Annotated in this window: 17 protein-coding genes and 1 pseudogene; 7 read left to right on the top strand and 11 right to left on the bottom strand. The window is 46.2% G+C overall.

Annotated elements, in window-relative coordinates:
• Positions 1–23 precede the first annotated feature (23 nt).
• The 4 genes and pseudogenes from H6F74_RS11915 (at position 24) to H6F74_RS11900 (ending at position 5684) form a co-directional block, all read left to right on the top strand.
• Positions 24–1481 (top strand): folate/biopterin family MFS transporter, encoded by a 1458-nt coding sequence (locus tag H6F74_RS11915; protein WP_190441099.1) that lies wholly within the window; start codon positions 24–26, stop codon positions 1479–1481.
• Positions 1482–1587: 106 nt separating this feature from the next.
• Entirely contained in the window at positions 1588–3078 is a 1491-nt protein-coding gene (locus H6F74_RS11910; RefSeq protein WP_190441096.1) for a carotenoid oxygenase family protein, read from the top strand.
• Positions 3079–3335: 257 nt separating this feature from the next.
• Positions 3336–4226, top strand: a pseudogene (locus H6F74_RS31005) (glycosyltransferase family 2 protein); the annotation flags it as partial.
• Between the two features lie 921 nt (positions 4227–5147).
• The gene (locus H6F74_RS11900; protein WP_190441091.1) at positions 5148–5684 is read left to right on the top strand and encodes a phycobiliprotein lyase; all 537 of its coding nucleotides are present in this window, start codon (positions 5148–5150) and stop codon (positions 5682–5684) included.
• Positions 5685–5788: 104 nt separating this feature from the next.
• Here H6F74_RS11900 and H6F74_RS11895 read toward each other — a convergent pair whose 3' ends face one another.
• Together H6F74_RS11895 and H6F74_RS11890 are read right to left on the bottom strand one after the other, a co-directional pair.
• Complete coding sequence (locus H6F74_RS11895) at positions 5789–6100, bottom strand: carbon dioxide-concentrating mechanism protein CcmK (protein WP_190441090.1); 312 nt, start codon at positions 6098–6100, stop codon at positions 5789–5791.
• Between the two features lie 164 nt (positions 6101–6264).
• Positions 6265–6483, bottom strand: coding sequence for a hypothetical protein (locus H6F74_RS11890; protein ID WP_190441087.1), 219 nt, complete (start codon positions 6481–6483; stop codon positions 6265–6267).
• 76 nt (positions 6484–6559) lie between these two features.
• On the opposite strand from H6F74_RS11890, the gene H6F74_RS11885 reads away from it, so the two are divergent.
• Together H6F74_RS11885 and H6F74_RS11880 are read left to right on the top strand one after the other, a co-directional pair.
• Positions 6560–6961, top strand: a complete 402-nt coding sequence (locus H6F74_RS11885; RefSeq protein ID WP_190419719.1) for a fasciclin domain-containing protein — start codon at positions 6560–6562, stop codon at positions 6959–6961.
• 499 nt (positions 6962–7460) lie between these two features.
• Positions 7461–8336, top strand: a complete 876-nt coding sequence (locus H6F74_RS11880; RefSeq protein WP_190441084.1) for an SH3 domain-containing protein — start codon at positions 7461–7463, stop codon at positions 8334–8336.
• Between the two features lie 92 nt (positions 8337–8428).
• Here H6F74_RS11880 and H6F74_RS29980 read toward each other — a convergent pair whose 3' ends face one another.
• The 9 genes from H6F74_RS29980 to H6F74_RS11835 all read right to left on the bottom strand — a co-directional run bounded on the left by H6F74_RS29980 (position 8429) and on the right by H6F74_RS11835 (position 13910).
• Positions 8429–8974 carry a GNAT family N-acetyltransferase gene (locus H6F74_RS29980; protein ID WP_199301118.1) on the bottom strand — a complete coding sequence of 182 codons (546 nt, stop codon included), beginning with the start codon at positions 8972–8974 and terminating at the stop codon, positions 8429–8431.
• Positions 8975–8980: 6 nt separating this feature from the next.
• Positions 8981–9229, bottom strand: coding sequence for a DUF1778 domain-containing protein (locus H6F74_RS11870; protein WP_190441081.1), 249 nt, complete (start codon positions 9227–9229; stop codon positions 8981–8983).
• Positions 9230–9453: 224 nt separating this feature from the next.
• Entirely contained in the window at positions 9454–10617 is a 1164-nt protein-coding gene (locus H6F74_RS29285) for a hypothetical protein (protein ID WP_199301117.1), read from the bottom strand.
• Positions 10618–10750: 133 nt separating this feature from the next.
• Positions 10751–11602: an MBL fold metallo-hydrolase gene (locus H6F74_RS11860; protein ID WP_190441078.1), complete on the bottom strand. Its 852-nt coding sequence runs from the start codon at positions 11600–11602 to the stop codon at positions 10751–10753.
• A 7-nt stretch (positions 11603–11609) separates the two neighbouring features.
• Positions 11610–12704, bottom strand: coding sequence for a chorismate synthase (gene aroC / locus H6F74_RS11855; protein WP_190441075.1), 1095 nt, complete (start codon positions 12702–12704; stop codon positions 11610–11612).
• Positions 12705–12786: 82 nt separating this feature from the next.
• Positions 12787–12966, bottom strand: a complete 180-nt coding sequence (locus tag H6F74_RS11850) for a hypothetical protein (RefSeq protein WP_190441065.1) — start codon at positions 12964–12966, stop codon at positions 12787–12789.
• Positions 12967–13006: 40 nt separating this feature from the next.
• Positions 13007–13246 (bottom strand): hypothetical protein, encoded by a 240-nt coding sequence (locus H6F74_RS11845; protein ID WP_190441063.1) that lies wholly within the window; start codon positions 13244–13246, stop codon positions 13007–13009.
• A gap of 62 nt (positions 13247–13308) precedes the next feature.
• On the bottom strand, positions 13309–13695 hold the full coding sequence (locus H6F74_RS11840; RefSeq protein WP_199301116.1) for a hypothetical protein: 387 nt from the start codon (positions 13693–13695) through the stop codon (positions 13309–13311).
• Between the two features lie 26 nt (positions 13696–13721).
• On the bottom strand, positions 13722–13910 hold the full coding sequence (locus H6F74_RS11835; protein WP_190441061.1) for a hypothetical protein: 189 nt from the start codon (positions 13908–13910) through the stop codon (positions 13722–13724).
• A gap of 140 nt (positions 13911–14050) precedes the next feature.
• On the opposite strand from H6F74_RS11835, the gene H6F74_RS11830 reads away from it, so the two are divergent.
• Entirely contained in the window at positions 14051–17080 is a 3030-nt protein-coding gene (locus H6F74_RS11830; RefSeq protein WP_190441059.1) for an SNF2-related protein, read from the top strand.
• Positions 17081–17174: the final 94 nt, after the last annotated feature.

Here is a 17174-nt window from a genome sequence, read left to right as displayed (position 1 = left end):
AATATCTTAAGATAACTTAATCAATGCAGCTTTCCACCTCTGGTATGTCTCCGAAAAAAGACTCCTTCTTGAAAAAGGTGTTTTTTGGTCACGAGCCTACTCCTGAGTTAACTGCGATTTTAGTAGTGTATTTGGTGCAGGGAATCTTGGGGCTGGCGCGTTTGGCAGTCAGCTTTTTTCTCAAAGATGAACTAGCGCTTTCTCCGGCTCAGGTTTCAGCTTTAATGGGTATTGCCGCCATCCCGTGGGTGGTAAAGCCGTTATTTGGTTTTCTTTCGGATGGCTTGCCGATTTTTGGCTATAGGCGGCGACCTTACCTAATTTTATCGGGGATATTGGGAACGATGTCCTGGGTAAGTTTAGCAACAATAGTTCACACAGCTTGGGCAGCAACAGCTGCGATCGCGCTTTCATCCCTCTCAGTTGCTGTCAGTGACGTAATTGTAGACTCCCTAGTGGTAGAACGAGCCAGAGCCGAGTCTCAGAGCGAAGCTGGTTCCCTGCAATCTTTGTGCTGGGGAGCATCATCATTCGGAGGCTTGCTAACAGCTTACTTCAGCGGTTCACTACTGCAACACTTCGGCAACCATACCATATTTGCGATTACTGCCTGTTTCCCGCTAATTGTGTCAGCAGTGGCGTGGTTAATTGCAGAAGAACCACTAAGCGAGGACAGAGACGCTTCCACCGTCTTGCACCAGATAAAACAACTGCGGCAAGCCGTTAGCCAAAAAGCCATCTGGCTACCAACCGTCTTTCTGTTCCTCTGGCAAGCCACACCCTCGGCAGATAGCGCCTTCTTCTTCTTCACCACTAACGAACTGGGATTTGAGCCAGAGTTTCTGGGACGGGTGCGCCTAGTTACCAGTATCGCCTCCCTAATAGGGGTTTTCCTTTTCCAACGCTTTCTCAAAGCCGTTCCCTTCCGTACCATTTTCGCCTGGACAAATGTCATATCAGCTGTCCTTGGCATGACTATGCTGATTTTGGTAACTCATGCTAACCGCAGTCTCGGCATCGATGATCGCTGGTTCAGCTTGGGAGACAGCCTGATTTTGACAGTTATGGGACAAATTGCCTATATGCCCGTGTTGGTACTCGCAGCACGGCTGTGTCCCCCTGGTGTAGAAGCCACCTTATTTGCGCTGCTGATGTCGGTGACAAATTTAGCAGGGCTATTGTCCCACGAACTAGGAGCAGTCCTTACCTATTGGCTAGGTGTCACCGAAACCAACTTTGAAAATCTATGGCAGCTGGTAGTAATTACAAATTTATCAACGCTGCTGCCCCTGCCACTAATAGGTTGGCTACCAGCAGCAAAAGCCCACGAGGCACCAGTAGAAGGGGAGGTGCCAGCCTTGCAACCTGCAACAGCATCGGTTATGCGTAGCCAATCAATTCCCAATCATCATCGGGACATACCTTTTATTCCCGACTTTATGCCCGAACTCATCCCCACAGTAGAAGAACCAGCCGAATAAACTCAGTAGGTTGGTTTGAGGAACCTTACCCAAGATTAATCCTACATTTGTTGGACGCGATCGCTCAAACCAACCTAGAAGCTAATTTTTGCCTTTTGCCTTTTTTATGCAGAACTTGCCCACTCAAGAACGCTTTCCAGTGCCAACAGAGGCGCTTGATGAACTTCCCTACCACCTTAAACAGTGGCAAAAAGGTTATGAATCCTTGCCACAAGAGTTTGACTACTGGATTGATGATGTTGAAGGACAGATTCCCGCAGAGTTAGAAGGGACACTTTTCCGGAATGGCCCTGGATTGCTGGATGTAAACGGGCAACGTATCCATCACCCCTTTGATGGAGATGGGATGATATGTAGAGTCGCCTTCTCCAACGGCCGCGCCCATTTTTGTAACCGCTTTGTCCGCACACAGGGCTATGTGGAAGAACAAGCAGCTGGTAAAATCCTCTATCGCGGTGTTTTCGGCACCCAAAAGCCCGGTGGTTGGCTGGCAAATGCTTTTGACCTCAAACTCAAAAACATTGCCAACACTAACGTTATTTACTGGGGTGACAAACTCTTAGCTTTGTGGGAAGCAGCAGAACCCCACCAATTAGATCCCCAAACTCTAGAAACGCTGGGGAAAGATTACCTGGACGGCGTTTTACACAACGGTGATGCTTTCGCCGCCCACCCCAGAATTGACGGCGAAAGACTGGTAAATTTTGCGATTAAACCGGGTCTTTCCACTACTATTACTATCTATGAGTTAGATTCGACTGGCAAAGTTGTACAGCGTCACGCTCACAGCGTTCCTGGCTTCGCCTTTATCCACGATTTCGCCATTACGCCTAACTACTGCCTGTTCTTTCAAAACCCGGTAAGCTTCAATCCCCTACCTTTTGTGTTTGGAGTTCGCGGTGCTGGGGAGTGTGTGCAGTTTCAGCCTGACCAACCCACCAAGATTTTAGTAATTCCCCGCAACCCCCAACAAGGGAAGGTGCAAATCTTAGAAACCGAGTCTGGTTTTGTCTTTCACCATGCCAATGCTTTTGAGCAAGACGATAAGATTTGCATTGACTCGATTTGCTATGAGTCTTTTCCATCTGTGGAAGCGGATTCCGATTATCGTGAGGTGAAGTTTGAGGAACTTGCACCAGGGCAGATGTGGCGATTTACGCTCAATTTGAATGATAAAACAGTACAGCGTAAACTTTTAGAAGGTCGTTGCTGCGAGTTTCCCAGCGTTCATCCGGAACGGGTCGGACGACCGTATCGCTACCTATATATGGGTGCTGCCCATAATGCTACTGGCAATGCGCCTCTACAAGCTATTCTGAAGGTGGATTTAGAGACGGGAGAGCGTCAACTCTGGAGTGTTGCACCGCAAGGCTTTGTCAGCGAACCTGTATTTGTTCCCCGTCCGGGTACATTAGGTGAAGATGAAGGCTGGCTGCTAGCTTTTGTCTACGACTCCACTCATCACCGTTCTGATGTAGTAATTTTGGATGCTGGCGACTTGAATAAAGGGCCAGTGGCGCGGCTGCACTTGAAGCATCATGTCCCTTACGGGTTGCATGGCAATTTCACGTCCCAATGTTTTGCACCGAGTAAATAATACCCTTCCTCGTTAAGAGTCTCTGGCTGGGAACGCCTAAACAGAGGCTCTGCTTTGGTCATTTTCAGTATGGGTCGAAGGGTTATAATTTCTAACTTAACTGGAGGCGGTCGCCTCTAGAGACAACATTCCCAGGCGCGAGTCTGGGAACGAGACAAAGAAATGGGCTTGAAAAATTTGAGAAACTGGTACTTTCCACGTTTTCTTTTTTCATCAAGACAGGCTAAGTTAGCTGAAGTATCCCAAGTGGAACTGGGATGAAATTCAGCATCGTTATTACGACTTATAACCGTCTCTCCTTGCTGCGGCGGGCAATTGACACTGCTCTTGCCCAAACATTACCCTGTGAAGTAATTGTTGCTGATGACTGCTCCTCGGATGAAACCGAAGCTTATGTGAGTAGTTTGGCGAAAAAGCTGCGTGAGTCAGGTGACGAACGTCTGGTTTATCACCGCAACTCGGTGAATCTCGGTCACTCCGCAACGATGAATGCTGGGGTGCAGCTGTCCAAAGGTGAGTGGGTTAAGCCAGTTGATGATGATGACTATCTGGCACCCAATTGTTTAGAGGAGATGTACAATGCGATCGCGTTGTGTCCAAACGCAGTAATCTGTTCTTGTCAGGCTGCTCAGGTTGATGTCAATGAAGTTGAAATCACCAGAACCAAACCAGCTGGCCCAGGAAAAGCTTTTTATATTCCTCAAGAAGACATTCATTATGGGATGTTGCTGGAACTTGTCCCTTTTGGCACCCCTATTCAAGTTGCCTTTCGTCGCGATGCTTTCCTCAAATCCGGGGGTTGGGATACTACTTTAGATGTCTGCGATGATATTGATTCTTGGATTAGAATCGCCCAATTTGGCGATGCCGTTTTTCTTAATCAATGTCTTGCCTATCGCACGATTTGGACTGGAGGAAATAATCAAAAATCAGCCCTGCAAAGGCGGCTAGATATCAATATCTTAATGAAAGAAAAAATCTATGCTCTTGTCAGTCAAGAACATCAGGCTAATCTTCCATCATTTCAAAATATTAAAAATTATCTAAAACTTCATTGGAGTCTGGTAGCTCTCAAGCAAAAAAAGATTTTAACTGCTTGCGAACTTGCTGGAATAGCGGTCTTCAATCCCTTTGCCTGGAAGCTTTTAACCAGAAATAACTTACTATCAAAAAATCAATCTTATTCTCAACAAAAAAATCTAAAGAAGCAAATTTTATTCTCTGAAAGGCTTGGTGACGTCATCCATGAAAATTATCAACCCAACCCAGCCTACAGCCAAGAATTGCCGATTAATTTTAAATTTGATCGAATGGCAGCTTTCAATCAACAAAAGATTTTCAGCGCCATTAAACTTGTCTTCGACACTGTGTTTTCGCAGGTTACACAGAAGCTTTTCGGCACAGTTGCTTTACTCAAAATTCCCCGCAAAAAGCGCTCTTACCAAAAACAGATGGATATCAAGATTTTATTCCTTTATCTGTTAGTCAGTGAAAAGCGCAAGTCTTCTATTCCTAACCTTCAGGATTTACAAGCTTATTTAGAACTGCGTGGTGCCATTTTTTCTGTCCGACAAGGAAAAATAGTAATGGCAATACAGATGGCGTTTCCATCTGTGTTTTCGCTAGCGGCCTGGAAGCTTCTGCTTAAAGTTGTCCTATTTAGTCAACTCCACAGCACACAAATGCCTATTCGCAAGCTAGTGCTGATCGAATCTTAACATTATTCCGCATGGTAGAGCATATATTAGGTATTTTTAGCTATATTAAGAATGTTAACAGAAGCTTGCCTTTTAGGTTAGAGGTCGCTCCCTTCATAGGGTGGTGCCAGAAAGGAATGCGATCGGGTGCCACTAAACTGAGTTACCTAGATTACGTGTAACTAGAAAAAGCGACTGGCAACTAAAAGCGAGTAAAAGTAGCTAGAGCTATAAGTCAAATGCCTCTAGCTAGGGTGAAAAAAGTTAGGGTAAGTACGTTATAGAGGTAGCCAATGCTACAAAAAAAACTACTTATCTTCAACTAGACACTAAGCACAACCGTTCATTTCATTTTGGTGAGGACTGGCACTGGTGACATCACTGATACAATTTACCCAAACAGCCGAGGAATCCCTAATCACAGCCTTTTTTCGGGAATCCGAAGGGAACTGGCGTTCTGAACGACGCTACTACACGCTACCGGATGGAGAAACTAAAGAGATGGTAAGTATGATCGCCATCCGGTTTTTGGAACAAGGTTGTCCCGAACTCGTGCGTTTAGGCAAGATGCACGAAATGGAAGATCCAGGGGCGATGATTTGCGGTTCTTACGTTGAATGGAACAGTACAAACTCAGTGACAGGCCGCAAAGAATCTAAGGGTTCAACAATATTTGGTGCTTTGGGAAAAATATTGTATCGCGATCGCGGCTTTGCTACCCCCAAGCCAGTGACAGCCCAGTATTCCTTCACTAATCCTAAAACTTTGTGCTTGCGGACTGAGTACAACGGCTCTGTGTTTGAAGAAGAATTAAAACTGATTGGTGACAATTACCGCACCCGCCAAACCATCATTTCTCGTGCTGGCGAACAGCAGATGATTGGTCAGTATCTGGAAAAACGGATCTAATTATCGCTGGCTTTCGTGGGGTGAGATACCAGCCCTTGAGATACCCGACTTCTGTAAGAAGTCGGGTATCTTGCCTTCAAGAATCATTTAGGACTGCTATATAACTACAACATACGGAACTGTTCAACTTTCGGCGAAAAGTTGATGGGCATCACAGTTTCAATGTTTTCAGTCGGATTGGGAATGATGTAGTGGGTGATAACTTCGCCGCCGTAGACTTTTTCGGCTGCTTGAATTCCAGCTGCAACGGCGATATTTACCTCGGATATTCTTCCTCGGATGGAAACTATAAAGTTACCTTTTTCCGCGAGTCCATAATAAACTAGCGTGACTGAGCCAGCTTTAACCATTGCGTCTGCGGCTGCTAGTACAGCCGGAAAACCCAATGTTTCAATCGTTCCCACGGCCTGGGGCATAGAATCAGTTCCTGAATCAAAGCAAACAATATGTTAATTGTACGAGGCTTGAGGATATGATTTTGAATTTTAGATTTTGGCAGGTCGGAATTTCTCGGACTCCGATGATTTTAGATAGGGGCTGCGGACGGTAAAGCGATCGCTTCTATACTAATCCTCTGGAGTCACTTGGCTGGAAGTAATCTGGGTTGCTGCAAGCATGATGGGGAACCCGATGCAGCAGCTAAAATCTTGCCAGGAGATGCCTGGTAGCTTTGATTTAACTGCCTTCCCAGATTCAGGATAGTCTTTGCGCCCACGTTAAGCTGCTTTAAGATTTGCCAGAAAGACGCGATCGCTATTCCTCTTCTTCCCTCTCGATAACTCTCCAAATCAGCACTCAACACTTTTTCAAGTCAGGGTGGGCATTCTCCACTCTAAACTGTTACTAGAGTTTTTACGACTGATGAGTTGAAACACATGGCTGACATTGTTGATATTGCAGTTAGCGCCGATTCTTTCAAAACCCTAGTAACGGCTGTCCAAGCTGCCGGGTTGGTAGACACGCTGAAAAGCCCTGGCCCTTTCACTGTCTTTGCACCTAATGACGATGCCTTTGCTAAGCTGCCACCGGGAACTATACAAACCCTAGTACAAAATATTCCCCAGTTAACCAGGATTCTCACCTATCATGTCGTCCCCGGCAAGTTAATGAAGGCTGATTTAGCAAAACTTAATTCTGTCACCTCAGTTGAAGGTTCACCCATTAGGATTGATTGCTCTGATGGTTTTGAGGTAAAAAATGCCACAGTTCTAGCAGCAGATATTGAAGCTGATAACGGTGTCATTCACGTTATTGATACCGTGATTCTCATGGGTTAATTCAACCATCTAGCAAGTAGAGTGGGCATTGCCCACCCTACCAGTAGCCAGTTTATATGCTTAAACCTTATTCTTTATTTTGCTACATCATCTTAAGTAATTTTTCTCGGCTGCTACTCTAATGTTGTCAACGCCGTCATTGGGGAACCTGCATCTGAGAGCAACGTCTAAATTCTTATAAAAATTAAAACAATCCTAGTTTTATTTGGTTTGAATGTAGTACATGGTCAAAGCTAAAAGCTAAGGTTATTGTTTGGATTGTCCATAAATAAAATAGTTTTATTGCCGTAAAAGAGCTATGAATCGCGTGAAATAAAAAAATGGCGCTTGATTTTGTACGCTAAATTATCCTGAAAGCCTGAATAAATATTAGAAATAATTTACCAGACTAAAAATAAATGGTGAAGGTTTTGTTATGCGAAAAAAAGACTAACTCACATTCAGCAGTATCAGAGAAGTTGAATTTTAGGAACTTGGGATAAGTAAGAGGAGGATAACGATGAAGCTTTATAACATTATAATAATATGCGCGATCGCAATGGGCGCGATCGCTGGTTCTACTTTAGCAACAATTGGCTATCGCAACAGCCACTCACCTCTACCCGCATCTGACATTCTACCTTCCCCAACACCGACAACCGAGAATCCCACGCCCCCAGCTACAGTCGTATCTCCCTCACCGTCTACACCGTCAACCACCGAACCAAGTGTACCAACCACAGAACCAAGTATAATTAAAAATAATCAACCTGACAAAAGTACATTTTTCCAATTTCGCCTGCGTCTTGTAGATGCCGTTAATCGGCGGGATGCTAACTTTATTCGCTCCCTTGTAACACCAGAAACTGAATGGAATTATGGCGGTACGCTAACTTTAGATTCTTACAACATTGACGACAAGAACTCTGAGTTTTGGGCGTATATGAATAAGGCAGCCGGTTTAGATTGTGCCATCGACAATCAGGGTAAAGTTGCCAACAAAGAACCTGGTTCTGATGTCTGGATTTGTCCAGATGTCAAAAAAGCGCTGGAGTCTATTAGACCAAGTAAACCCAATGTCGGGCAACTGGCAATTTTAGGACAAGACGTTAATGTTCGTTCTGAGCCGGGAGCGGGTGGTAAAATTGTCGGGGTAGTGTCTCACGAATTTGTAGCATTTGACGGCAACACTTTTAACAGTTTGCCTGAGCGTATGCAGAAGGCAGTTAAAGAAAAGGTTGTTGATGGTTGGACACCAGTGAAGCTGCAAAATGGTCAGCAAGGCTGGATTCTCAATCGCTATGTCTACGATCAAGAAACAGATTACCGCGTCAGTTTTGTGCGTACAAAAGGACAATGGCGGTTGCGTTACTTCTTGCCTGGGAATGGCAATTAAGAGATGCGCTTCTGCACAATGGCATAACGATGTATCTCTGGAATAAGGCGCTCAAGGTTTACCAAATGCAGTCATGATGGACAATCTTTATTCTACTCGTCTGATTGCGATCGCCTGATATCAATTGCTCGTTTAATGGTTGTCATAGAAATAAAAAGCGAAAGCGGAGTATCCTGATATTCTAGAAAACCGTACTTTTTATAAAAACTCTTTGCTTCTTCATCTATGGCATCAACCGTAATAGCATAGACTCCTACCTTTTGGGATACATCAACTGCATTTTCTAAAGCGTGGAACAACAGCCTCTTTCCCAAACCTCTTCCCTGCCTCGACTGATCCACAGCAAGTTTTCCAATCAGTATGGCAGGACTAGGGTATCTAGGAAGGCTCTCCCGTAGTTCGGCAGGCAATTCTTCATGATCAACCACACTGGCACAACAAGAGTAATAACCAGCTATGATTTGACTGTCTTGGGATGCAAAAGCTACATAAGTTCTGGCAATCCCCTTTTCATCGTTTTTCTTGGCGTACTGTTTGAGATATCTATCTAAGTCTAGAAATCCAGAATTAAATGGGTCTTTCTTGAGACTACTCACACTGCGCCCTATGGCATTTAGGGGAGAAATAATCCAATCCACAAGGCATTACTCTTTTGAACTGCCGTACTCTCTAAATAGTGAAATCAAAGCTTCATTAGGTTCAGGCGGGTCTAGCATGACTGACATGAAAAGTTCCCAGTCCCGCTCAGACAGACGCAAAGCTTTATGAGGATAGACGGTTAGTTCATTTACAGTAGCATCCAATTGGGTCGAGTATTCTTGAAGGAAATAAAGATGAGCCAGAAACTTTAGCCGGGTTTCGGTACTTTTTTCTTGGCTGGCTGTCGCTTGCATAGTGCTATATCTCTTTTTGCCTATTGTTTTATGACTATTAAACAGTATTTAAAAAATTATTTTTAAATTATAACATTTAAATTATCCTCATTTTAGGCAATTCAAAGATAGTTTAATATATAGCGATCGCGCTAAAAAAAAAACGGTTTAGCGCCTCAGTCTGGTAAAAGTAAAAAGTAAAAATTGCAGAATTACTCATTTTTACTTTTTACTTTTTCATCTCTTTAGCGATGTGGAAGTAACTTCAGATCAACGGTTGGTTTTGCGGCTGACGGAGTAGAAGCAGGCGCTGTAGCAGATGGATTTGAGCGCAACTGCTGGTAGAAGCCCAGAACTTGTTCCGTATAAGGGGCGGTAGGGTTGCTACTGTAGCGGGTGGGGTCGCCAGTCATCCACCAAGCAGCAGCGCGTTGCACAGCGACAGCTTCATTGTTGCCACTAACCTTATATTCGTCTTGCAACACATCGCCCATGACACACACTAGGATGCCCCGTGCTGTGACTGGGCTGGCTTCAAATTGCGTTGGTGTCAGTTCCCGGTTGATACATTGTTTCGACCAGCGGGTGATGTTGTCTGGCTTAACTTGCCACTCGCTGAAGAGTCCATCGTCAGGAGTTGCGGTTTGCGGCGCTGCCTGTCGTAGCGCTTCCACCAGCGCCCCTATCTGAATGTCCGTTACCTGGGCAGGTTGGGCAGTAGCAGCCGGGGCTGGGGGTTTTGCTGGTGGCTGGCTAGAGGTAGGTGAGGGTGTGGGACTTGGAGTTGGCGATGGTGAGGGTGTGGGACTTGGAGTTGGCGATGGTGAAGGTGTGGGGGTTGGGGATGGTGAAGGTGTAGGACTTGGTGAAGGTGTGGGACTTGGTGAGGGTGTAGGCCTTGGTGAGGGAGATTGTTGGGCTGGGGGTCTAGAGGGGGTAGAAGCAGGCGGCACAGAGGATGGATTAGAGCGCTGCTGCTGGTAGAAACCCGAAACTTTCTGGATATAAGGGGCGATGTCTTTACTGTTGTGACGGTTGGGGTCGCCAGTCATCCACCAGGCGGCGGCGCGTCGCACTGCTAGAGATTCATTGTTGCCGCTGGCGCGATACTGTTCTCGGAAGATATCGCGCATGACGCACACGAGGATTGTCCGTGCTGTCGAGGGGCTGGCTTCAAATTCTGCGGTGGAGAGCGATCGCCCAATACATTGTTTCGACCACCGGGGGATGTTGGCTGGTTTAATTTGCCAATCGCTGTAGAGTCCATCGTCTACTTTTCCGGTTTGGGGTGCTGCCTTGCGTAGCGCTTCTACTAAGGCCCCTACTTGGGCATCAGTTTGCGACAAGGCGGGCATTGCCAATGCCCCGATGGTGAGAATCGCTCCCAAGATTTTATACTGTAATCGCATAGATTACCTCCTACGAACTTAGAAGTCAATTTTCATCCTAAGTCGAAATTTCACGTTGGGAGCGATCGCGCTAAAAAGTTAGGAGGCGAGGAATTATTAACTCATAACTCCTCGCCTCCTAATTCATAACTCTTTAATTTACTTGCACAATCATCCCTTCACGCGCCAGGAACCCACCTGGAGAGACTTCTTGGACGTGCGTTTCAATCTGATCTAGAAAGTCATCGCTGTGGTTTGGTTCGTGGTGAAAGATAGCGAGACGCTTGACACCAGCAGCCTCGGCTACTTTCACTCCTTCTTGCCAAGTGGAGTGTCCCCAGCCGACTTTCGGCGATTTGGGGTTGTGATATTCCTCGTCGGTGTACATCGCATCGTATATCAAGACATCGGCTTCGCGGGCTAGGTGCAGCACATTTTCATCTGGGCGATCCGGCAAATGTTCCGTATCCGTGCAGTAGAAAACTGTATGTCCCTGCCACGTCACTCGATATCCCATCGCCCCGTTGGGATGATTGAGCGGGGCAGTCTCAATCGTGATATCATCCACCTTGAAGGTATCGCCACAGACCAATTCGTAGAACTTCAGGTCAGCCGCTAACTCTTGGAGCGGCACTGGGGAATTTGAGTGTAGCACGCGATCGCAGAAATGCTGTTTCATTGAGTCTGCATCCGGTGGAACTGCCCCGTGAATGTGGAAGCAATTCCCTTCCAGATATGCGGGAGCAAAAAACGGCACTCCTTGAATATGATCCCAGTGGTAATGTGTAAAAAACATATAAGCTTCCACTGACTTAGCTTTGAGCAAATCTTTGGAGAGCATTCTTAATCCGGTGCCGCCATCAAAAATCAAGCGTTTTCCGCCAACACGCATTTCCACGCAGGAGGTATTGCCACCGTAGCGAACTGTATCTTTTCCAGGGGAGGGGATACTGCCTCGCACACCCCAAAACTGAACCACAAACTCTGAAGAAGGGCTGATTTCCATTTCACTCTCAAGGCTTTAAAGTACCGCACTGACCCTGATGGCGCAGCAGATGATCGCACAGCACTAAAGCGACCATTGCTTCAACCATAGGCACCGCTCTGGGCAAAACGCAAGGATCGTGCCGCCCCTTAGCTGCTAGTCTAGTCTCAACGCGATCGCGGGTCACGGTGCGCTGTTCTTTGCGAATCGTCGCTGTTGGTTTGAACGCCACGCGGAGAATGATATTCTCTCCGTTAGAGATGCCCCCCTGGATTCCGCCGGAGCGATTCGTAGTAGTACGAATTTCCCCGTTTTCCGCGATAGAGAATTCATCATTATGTTCGCTGCCAGTCAGCAATGTCCCGGCAAAACCCGATCCTATTTCAAATCCTTTACTTGCGGGTAAGGACATGACACCCTTAGCCAGGTCTGCTTCTAGTTTATCAAATACTGGAGAACCTAGCCCTTTGGGTAGATGACGGGCAACACATTCTACAACGCCGCCGATGGAGTCGCCAACTCGCCCCACCTGCTCAATTTTTTCGATCATTCGTTCGGCACATTCTGCATCAGGACAGCGGACAATGTTACTTTCTACTTGTTCTAGGGTAACGTTGTTGGGATCTATGACACCCTCCAAGTCTTGGATGCGCTTAACGTAACCGATAATTTCGACTCCGGCGACTGTTTTAAGGATTTTTTTAGCGATCGCGCCTGCTGCTACTCTTCCAATTGTCTCACGCGCCGAGGATCTGCCACCACCCTGCCAGTTGCGAATCCCATATTTAGCATCGTAGGTAGCATCGGCATGAGAGGGGCGATAGGTCTGCGCCATCTCATCATAATCCTGGGAGCGAGTGTCCTTGTTTCTCACCAACATCGCAATTGGCGTTCCCAGCGTTTTCCCTTCAAACACGCCAGAGAGAATTTCGCAGGTGTCAGCTTCTTTGCGGGGTGTGACGATCTTACTTTGTCCCGGTCGCCGCCGATCTAATTCTACTTGGATTTCTTCAGCGGAAATTTCCAGTTGCGGTGGACACCCATCAACAACAACCCCGACACCGCCGCCGTGGGATTCGCCAAAGGTGGTAATCCGAAATAGATGACCAAAAGTGTTGCCCATAATACTTGCAGAGTCGGCTAGAAATTTTGATTTTAACAGTGATCGCTATTTAGATGGGGAGCGATCGCGCTTCTCGCTGCAACTATTGCTTATTTAATTTAAACGAACCTGAAGAGTCTGTAACTTCATAACACCCGTAACCATTGGCTGGATTAGCAGCTATGGGTTCAGTCCAAAACAATTCCCGAATTGTCAGTTCATCAAACTTTCCCTTGGGTTTCATCTTGAGGACTATCGACCCCAATTGATATTTCGGATACATCGGATTTTAGGATTTCATCGTCTTTCCCGTCAGCCTTACATTAGGATGCCCAGCAAGTTTTTTCGGGAAATTTCCCCTCTCTCCAATGCTGGCGGATTTTAACTGCTGCTCTGGGAAATAAAGCCTTTGAGTTATCACTCGGAACAGACTCGATTTCTTTGACTACCCCGCTGGTTTTATCTAACCATAATTTGCCAAATAACTTTTCATGGATTCCAAAACAGTAGACGACGCTGGTATCGTCTTCACTTTCTTTCCAAAGCGACACATAAAAAGCCATGCCTATTTTCCTCGTTTCCTGTTGTGGATTTTTGACAGACTGCTATTAGCCTATCAGTTTCACTATGGCAGAGGTGGCAGGGGTGGGTTCCAGATTCGGCCAGAACGTACTGTCGCCTCGTGAGCAGTACGGTAGTCGGTACGGAAGATGCCTTCAAACCGGGACTCAAAGTATTCATGTTCTAGTAGAGCCAGATCCTCGGCGGTGTATTCCCCTCGACACAACCGTTCCCAAGCATCAGCAATATCCGGGTCAGGATCGAAGCGCCTAGCTCTATCATCAAGCTGGTGTTCGCGGTAGAACAGGTGGTTTTTGATCCGCCGGATGCGGTACTCTGGTACCCCAGTATTACGGGCAATTTCCCCTACATCATCGGCTTGGCGAATAGCTTCGTAGGCTTGAGGAGCATACTCCTCCCAACGGGTAAAGTCGTCCATATAGTTACTCATTTGATATAGCGGCTAAATTTATTGAGTTATTTCCGTTTTTTAGAAAACCCTGAATTTTTTAGCATTAGTGGACGCAGAACCCAAAGCAAGATGGCAATTGCCAGAATAATTGCAGTTGGAATATTTCCGTACTGTAATAACAAAGTCGGATCAATCGGTAGAGTTGTTGTTCCAGGTTGGCTTGTGTAAGTGATGGCTTGTTGTTGAAATCGCATTTGAGAATTCCTCATATGTCTAACTCTAAGCTAGGTAATAACTCAAAAGTTTTCCCTAATATCGCTGCTGTGGCGATTGGCTTTTGAGGGTAGAGTCTTCTAAGGAACGTAAGCTATAAGAACACAGTATTAGTGGAGTTATGGATAGCAAGAGAAAACCGAATGGTTACTGGAATGACTTTGCCAATCTTGAACGTGAGCTTCTCGCCTTCATTGAAGAACATGGCACACCAGGCATAATGCCAACTAACTCTCAACTCCTTTGCGCCAAGCGAAGTAATCTAGCAAGAGCCATACACAATCATGGTGGATTACCTGCTGTAGCCAAACGCCTGGGGTTGGAGTTGGCATATACAGCAAAACCGTTTGGCTATTGGGATGATTTTGCTAATGTTAAGCGCGAAATTGTAACCTTTACCCAAAACGTCGGCACTCTTGGTGTCATGCCTACTAAACAAGAACTGACAAATGCTGGACGAAGCGATCTTGCAAGCGTTATACACAAGCACGGTGGATATTTGGAAGTAGCTAAACGACTAGGCTTAAATTTGTGTTATAGAAGAAAACTCGTAGGCTACTGGGAAGATTTTTCTAATATGGAGTGTGAAATTTTCAGCTTTATCCAGGAAAGTGGCACTGTTGGAATAATGCCTACCCATGAAGAACTTCTAAAAGCTGGGCGCAACGATCTTGCAGGCGCTATACAGAAGCACGGTGGATATCCGGAAGTAGCTAAAAGCTTGGGTTTAAAGTTGGGCTATACAAGAAAACTGATAGGCTACTGGGAAGATTTTTCTAATGTTAAGCGTGAGATTCTTGCCTTTATTCAGGAGAGCGGCACTCTTGGGGTGATGCCAACCCATGAAGAACTCATGAAAGCTGGACGCACCGGGCTTGCAAGCGTTGTACAGAAACATGGGGGATGGCAGTCAGTAGCCGAAAGATTGGGGTTGACTTATGCCAAAAAACGGTCTGGTTACTGGGAAGATTTTCTCAGTGTTGAGCGTGAGGTTTTCGCCTTTATTGAAAAATTCGGTACTTTCGGCGTGATGCCAACGGGTGATGAACTCAGAGAAGCTGGACGAAGCGATCTTGAAAATGCTATGAGGAAGCACGGTGGGTTTTCGATAGTAGCCGAAAGATTAGGGCTGACTTATGCTAAAAAACAGCACGGTTACTGGAAAGATTTTTCCAATGTTGAGCGTGAGGTTTTCGCCTTTATTCAAGAATTCGGTACTGTCGGCGTAATGCCGACAAACAGAGAACTCCTTCAATCTGGACAGAGCGCTCTGGCAGGCGCTATACAGCAGCATGGTGGATGTCTGGCAGTAGCGCACTGTCTTAACCTTATCTACAGTAGTCTCGAACGCATCACCCCTCGCACTGCCGCCGATGTAGAAAAAACCGCTCGTGCTATTCAACCCTTAGCAGAATCCGACCTTCTGAGTGGCGCACAAGTGATGGTTATTCTGCGGCGTGCGGGATTGCTGGAATACCGCAATCAGCGAGTAGTGAAACTAAACGCTAGTCTCGCACGCGGCAAACATGAAGAGATTGAATCTGCCATTACGCAACTAGCCAGCACGAGAGAAGAACTTGCTACCGAACCAATCAAAATTGAGGAAAACGAAGACATCTCAACAGCAGAAGTCGAAGCACTGGTAAGCAGCGGATTAGAAACATCTGAAAATCCACCGTTGGTAAAATCTACATCAACTGCCACTGAACCTGACACCCAGCGAGAACAGGCGGTAATTCGTGGACTCTCCGCTTTAGGTGAATTGCGCTTACCCCTCGATGAAGTTTTGACACTCCTCACGTCTAAACTGTTGTGGCAAGCATTCTACAAACGGCTGTACAACTGGTACGGTGGGCTAGACGCTGCCCAAAACGTCACGGCTGAAGATGTAGAAGCTGCCATTCTCCGCACCTATCCCGAACATAGAGATAATGAATTTGTGGCTGAGGCTGCGGCACAGTTCACTCTCGAAGTTGAGCAAGCTGTCAACTTTGCCGCATCTTTAGCAGATGATGGTTGGCATGGTTTCCGCTTGCGTTTGCACCAAGCTGACGCAGCACGGAGAATGGCAGAAGTGTTGAGCAACAAAGATGATGATTATCCGTTTCTGCTCAATGGTGACGATCCTGGTATGGGCAAATCAGCCTCGTTTCTGGCTGCTGTATGTGCTTCTGGTACTAGCAGCGTTGTCCTAATTGCTCCTAAAACTGTGGCTGATGATACTTGGTGCAGTAAAAATGGTGAAATCCGCCGCTGTCTTCCCCATGCTGATATTGTGCGGGGTTTGGAGCAAGCGCTAACCGCTTCTCCTTCTTCTCGCCTCACTTTCTACGTTTTGCATTACGAGGAATTACTCAAATCAGAGGCAGTTGCAGCATTGGCAGAACAGTCTTTTGATTGCCTTTGCCTTGATGAAATTCACTTCATTAAACAACGCGCCGAACAAGGAAGCAGCCAGCGCCGAGTCACATTGCAAACTTTACGTAATTCGGCTGGTGCAGCGATTGGGCTAACAGGAACGCCGCTAATTAATGAACTAGCCGAGCCAATGTCATTGCTGCAAACTCTCAGTAACGATGCGCCTCAATTTGACCATTCCCGACTGAGTAGCCGTCGCCTTAGCGATATTGCTGATGTATTTGAAGCGCTACTTCCCCACATCATCCGTCGCCGCAAACCCGAAGTATTGCTGCATCTACCGAGTTGTGATCTTTTAGAAGTGGACATCCCAGTAATGGGAGCGATCGCACTCCAAATGCTAGATATTCATAAATGGTCTAAATCGAGAGCCACACAACAACTAATTGAATTACGAAAACTAGCAACAGACGCTAAACTTGCCTATCTACAGCAACAGGTACAAAAAGCGCGAAAGCTCCTCATCCTGACTTACCTAACTGATGACGTATCCGATAAAATTACTGCATACCTAGAAGAATTTCTCCCTAATCAAGTTGCCCATATTAACGGACAAACCCCCAAGGAAGAACGCCAAAAACGGCTAGATTCTTTCCGTAAATCAGACGATATGCGCGTCCTAGTGGGAACGATAGGGACAATTGGCACAGGCTTAACTCTTTTTGACCCCGATTCTGAAAACACAGCCAACGAAATCATTATTGCTGACTTACCCCCACATTCCGCCCTTTGATTGTCACAAGCGGATAATTCAGTGGAACCGAAGGCTAGCACAGGCAAGTTCAATCGAGTGAAATCTGCTAGAGATGAGAGATACTCACTTTTTT

Source organism: Trichocoleus sp. FACHB-90 (assembly GCF_014695505.1).
Classification (GTDB): Bacteria; Cyanobacteriota; Cyanobacteriia; order Cyanobacteriales; family FACHB-T130; genus Funiculus; species Funiculus sociatus.
This window is presented reverse-complemented; position numbering and strand designations above follow the sequence as displayed.

What these genes read in the sequence shown, in the direction of transcription:
- H6F74_RS11915 (WP_190441099.1), top strand. Translation starts at nt 24, where the DNA reads ATGCAGCTTTCCACCTCTGGTATGTCTCCGAAAAAAGACTCCTTCTTG.
- H6F74_RS11910 (WP_190441096.1), top strand. Translation starts at nt 1,588, where the DNA reads ATGCAGAACTTGCCCACTCAAGAACGCTTTCCAGTGCCAACAGAGGCG.
- H6F74_RS11895 (WP_190441090.1), bottom strand. Translation starts at nt 6,100, where the DNA reads ATGCCCCAGGCCGTGGGAACGATTGAAACATTGGGTTTTCCGGCTGTA.
- H6F74_RS11885 (WP_190419719.1), top strand. Translation starts at nt 6,560, where the DNA reads ATGGCTGACATTGTTGATATTGCAGTTAGCGCCGATTCTTTCAAAACC.
- H6F74_RS11880 (WP_190441084.1), top strand. Translation starts at nt 7,461, where the DNA reads ATGAAGCTTTATAACATTATAATAATATGCGCGATCGCAATGGGCGCG.
- H6F74_RS11870 (WP_190441081.1), bottom strand. Translation starts at nt 9,229, where the DNA reads ATGCAAGCGACAGCCAGCCAAGAAAAAAGTACCGAAACCCGGCTAAAG.
- H6F74_RS29285 (WP_199301117.1), bottom strand. Translation starts at nt 10,617, where the DNA reads ATGCGATTACAGTATAAAATCTTGGGAGCGATTCTCACCATCGGGGCA.
- H6F74_RS11860 (WP_190441078.1), bottom strand. Translation starts at nt 11,602, where the DNA reads ATGGAAATCAGCCCTTCTTCAGAGTTTGTGGTTCAGTTTTGGGGTGTG.
- aroC (WP_190441075.1), bottom strand. Translation starts at nt 12,704, where the DNA reads ATGGGCAACACTTTTGGTCATCTATTTCGGATTACCACCTTTGGCGAA.
- H6F74_RS11850 (WP_190441065.1), bottom strand. Translation starts at nt 12,966, where the DNA reads ATGTATCCGAAATATCAATTGGGGTCGATAGTCCTCAAGATGAAACCC.
- H6F74_RS11845 (WP_190441063.1), bottom strand. Translation starts at nt 13,246, where the DNA reads ATGGCTTTTTATGTGTCGCTTTGGAAAGAAAGTGAAGACGATACCAGC.
- H6F74_RS11840 (WP_199301116.1), bottom strand. Translation starts at nt 13,695, where the DNA reads ATGAGTAACTATATGGACGACTTTACCCGTTGGGAGGAGTATGCTCCT.
- H6F74_RS11835 (WP_190441061.1), bottom strand. Translation starts at nt 13,910, where the DNA reads ATGCGATTTCAACAACAAGCCATCACTTACACAAGCCAACCTGGAACA.
- H6F74_RS11830 (WP_190441059.1), top strand. Translation starts at nt 14,051, where the DNA reads ATGGATAGCAAGAGAAAACCGAATGGTTACTGGAATGACTTTGCCAAT.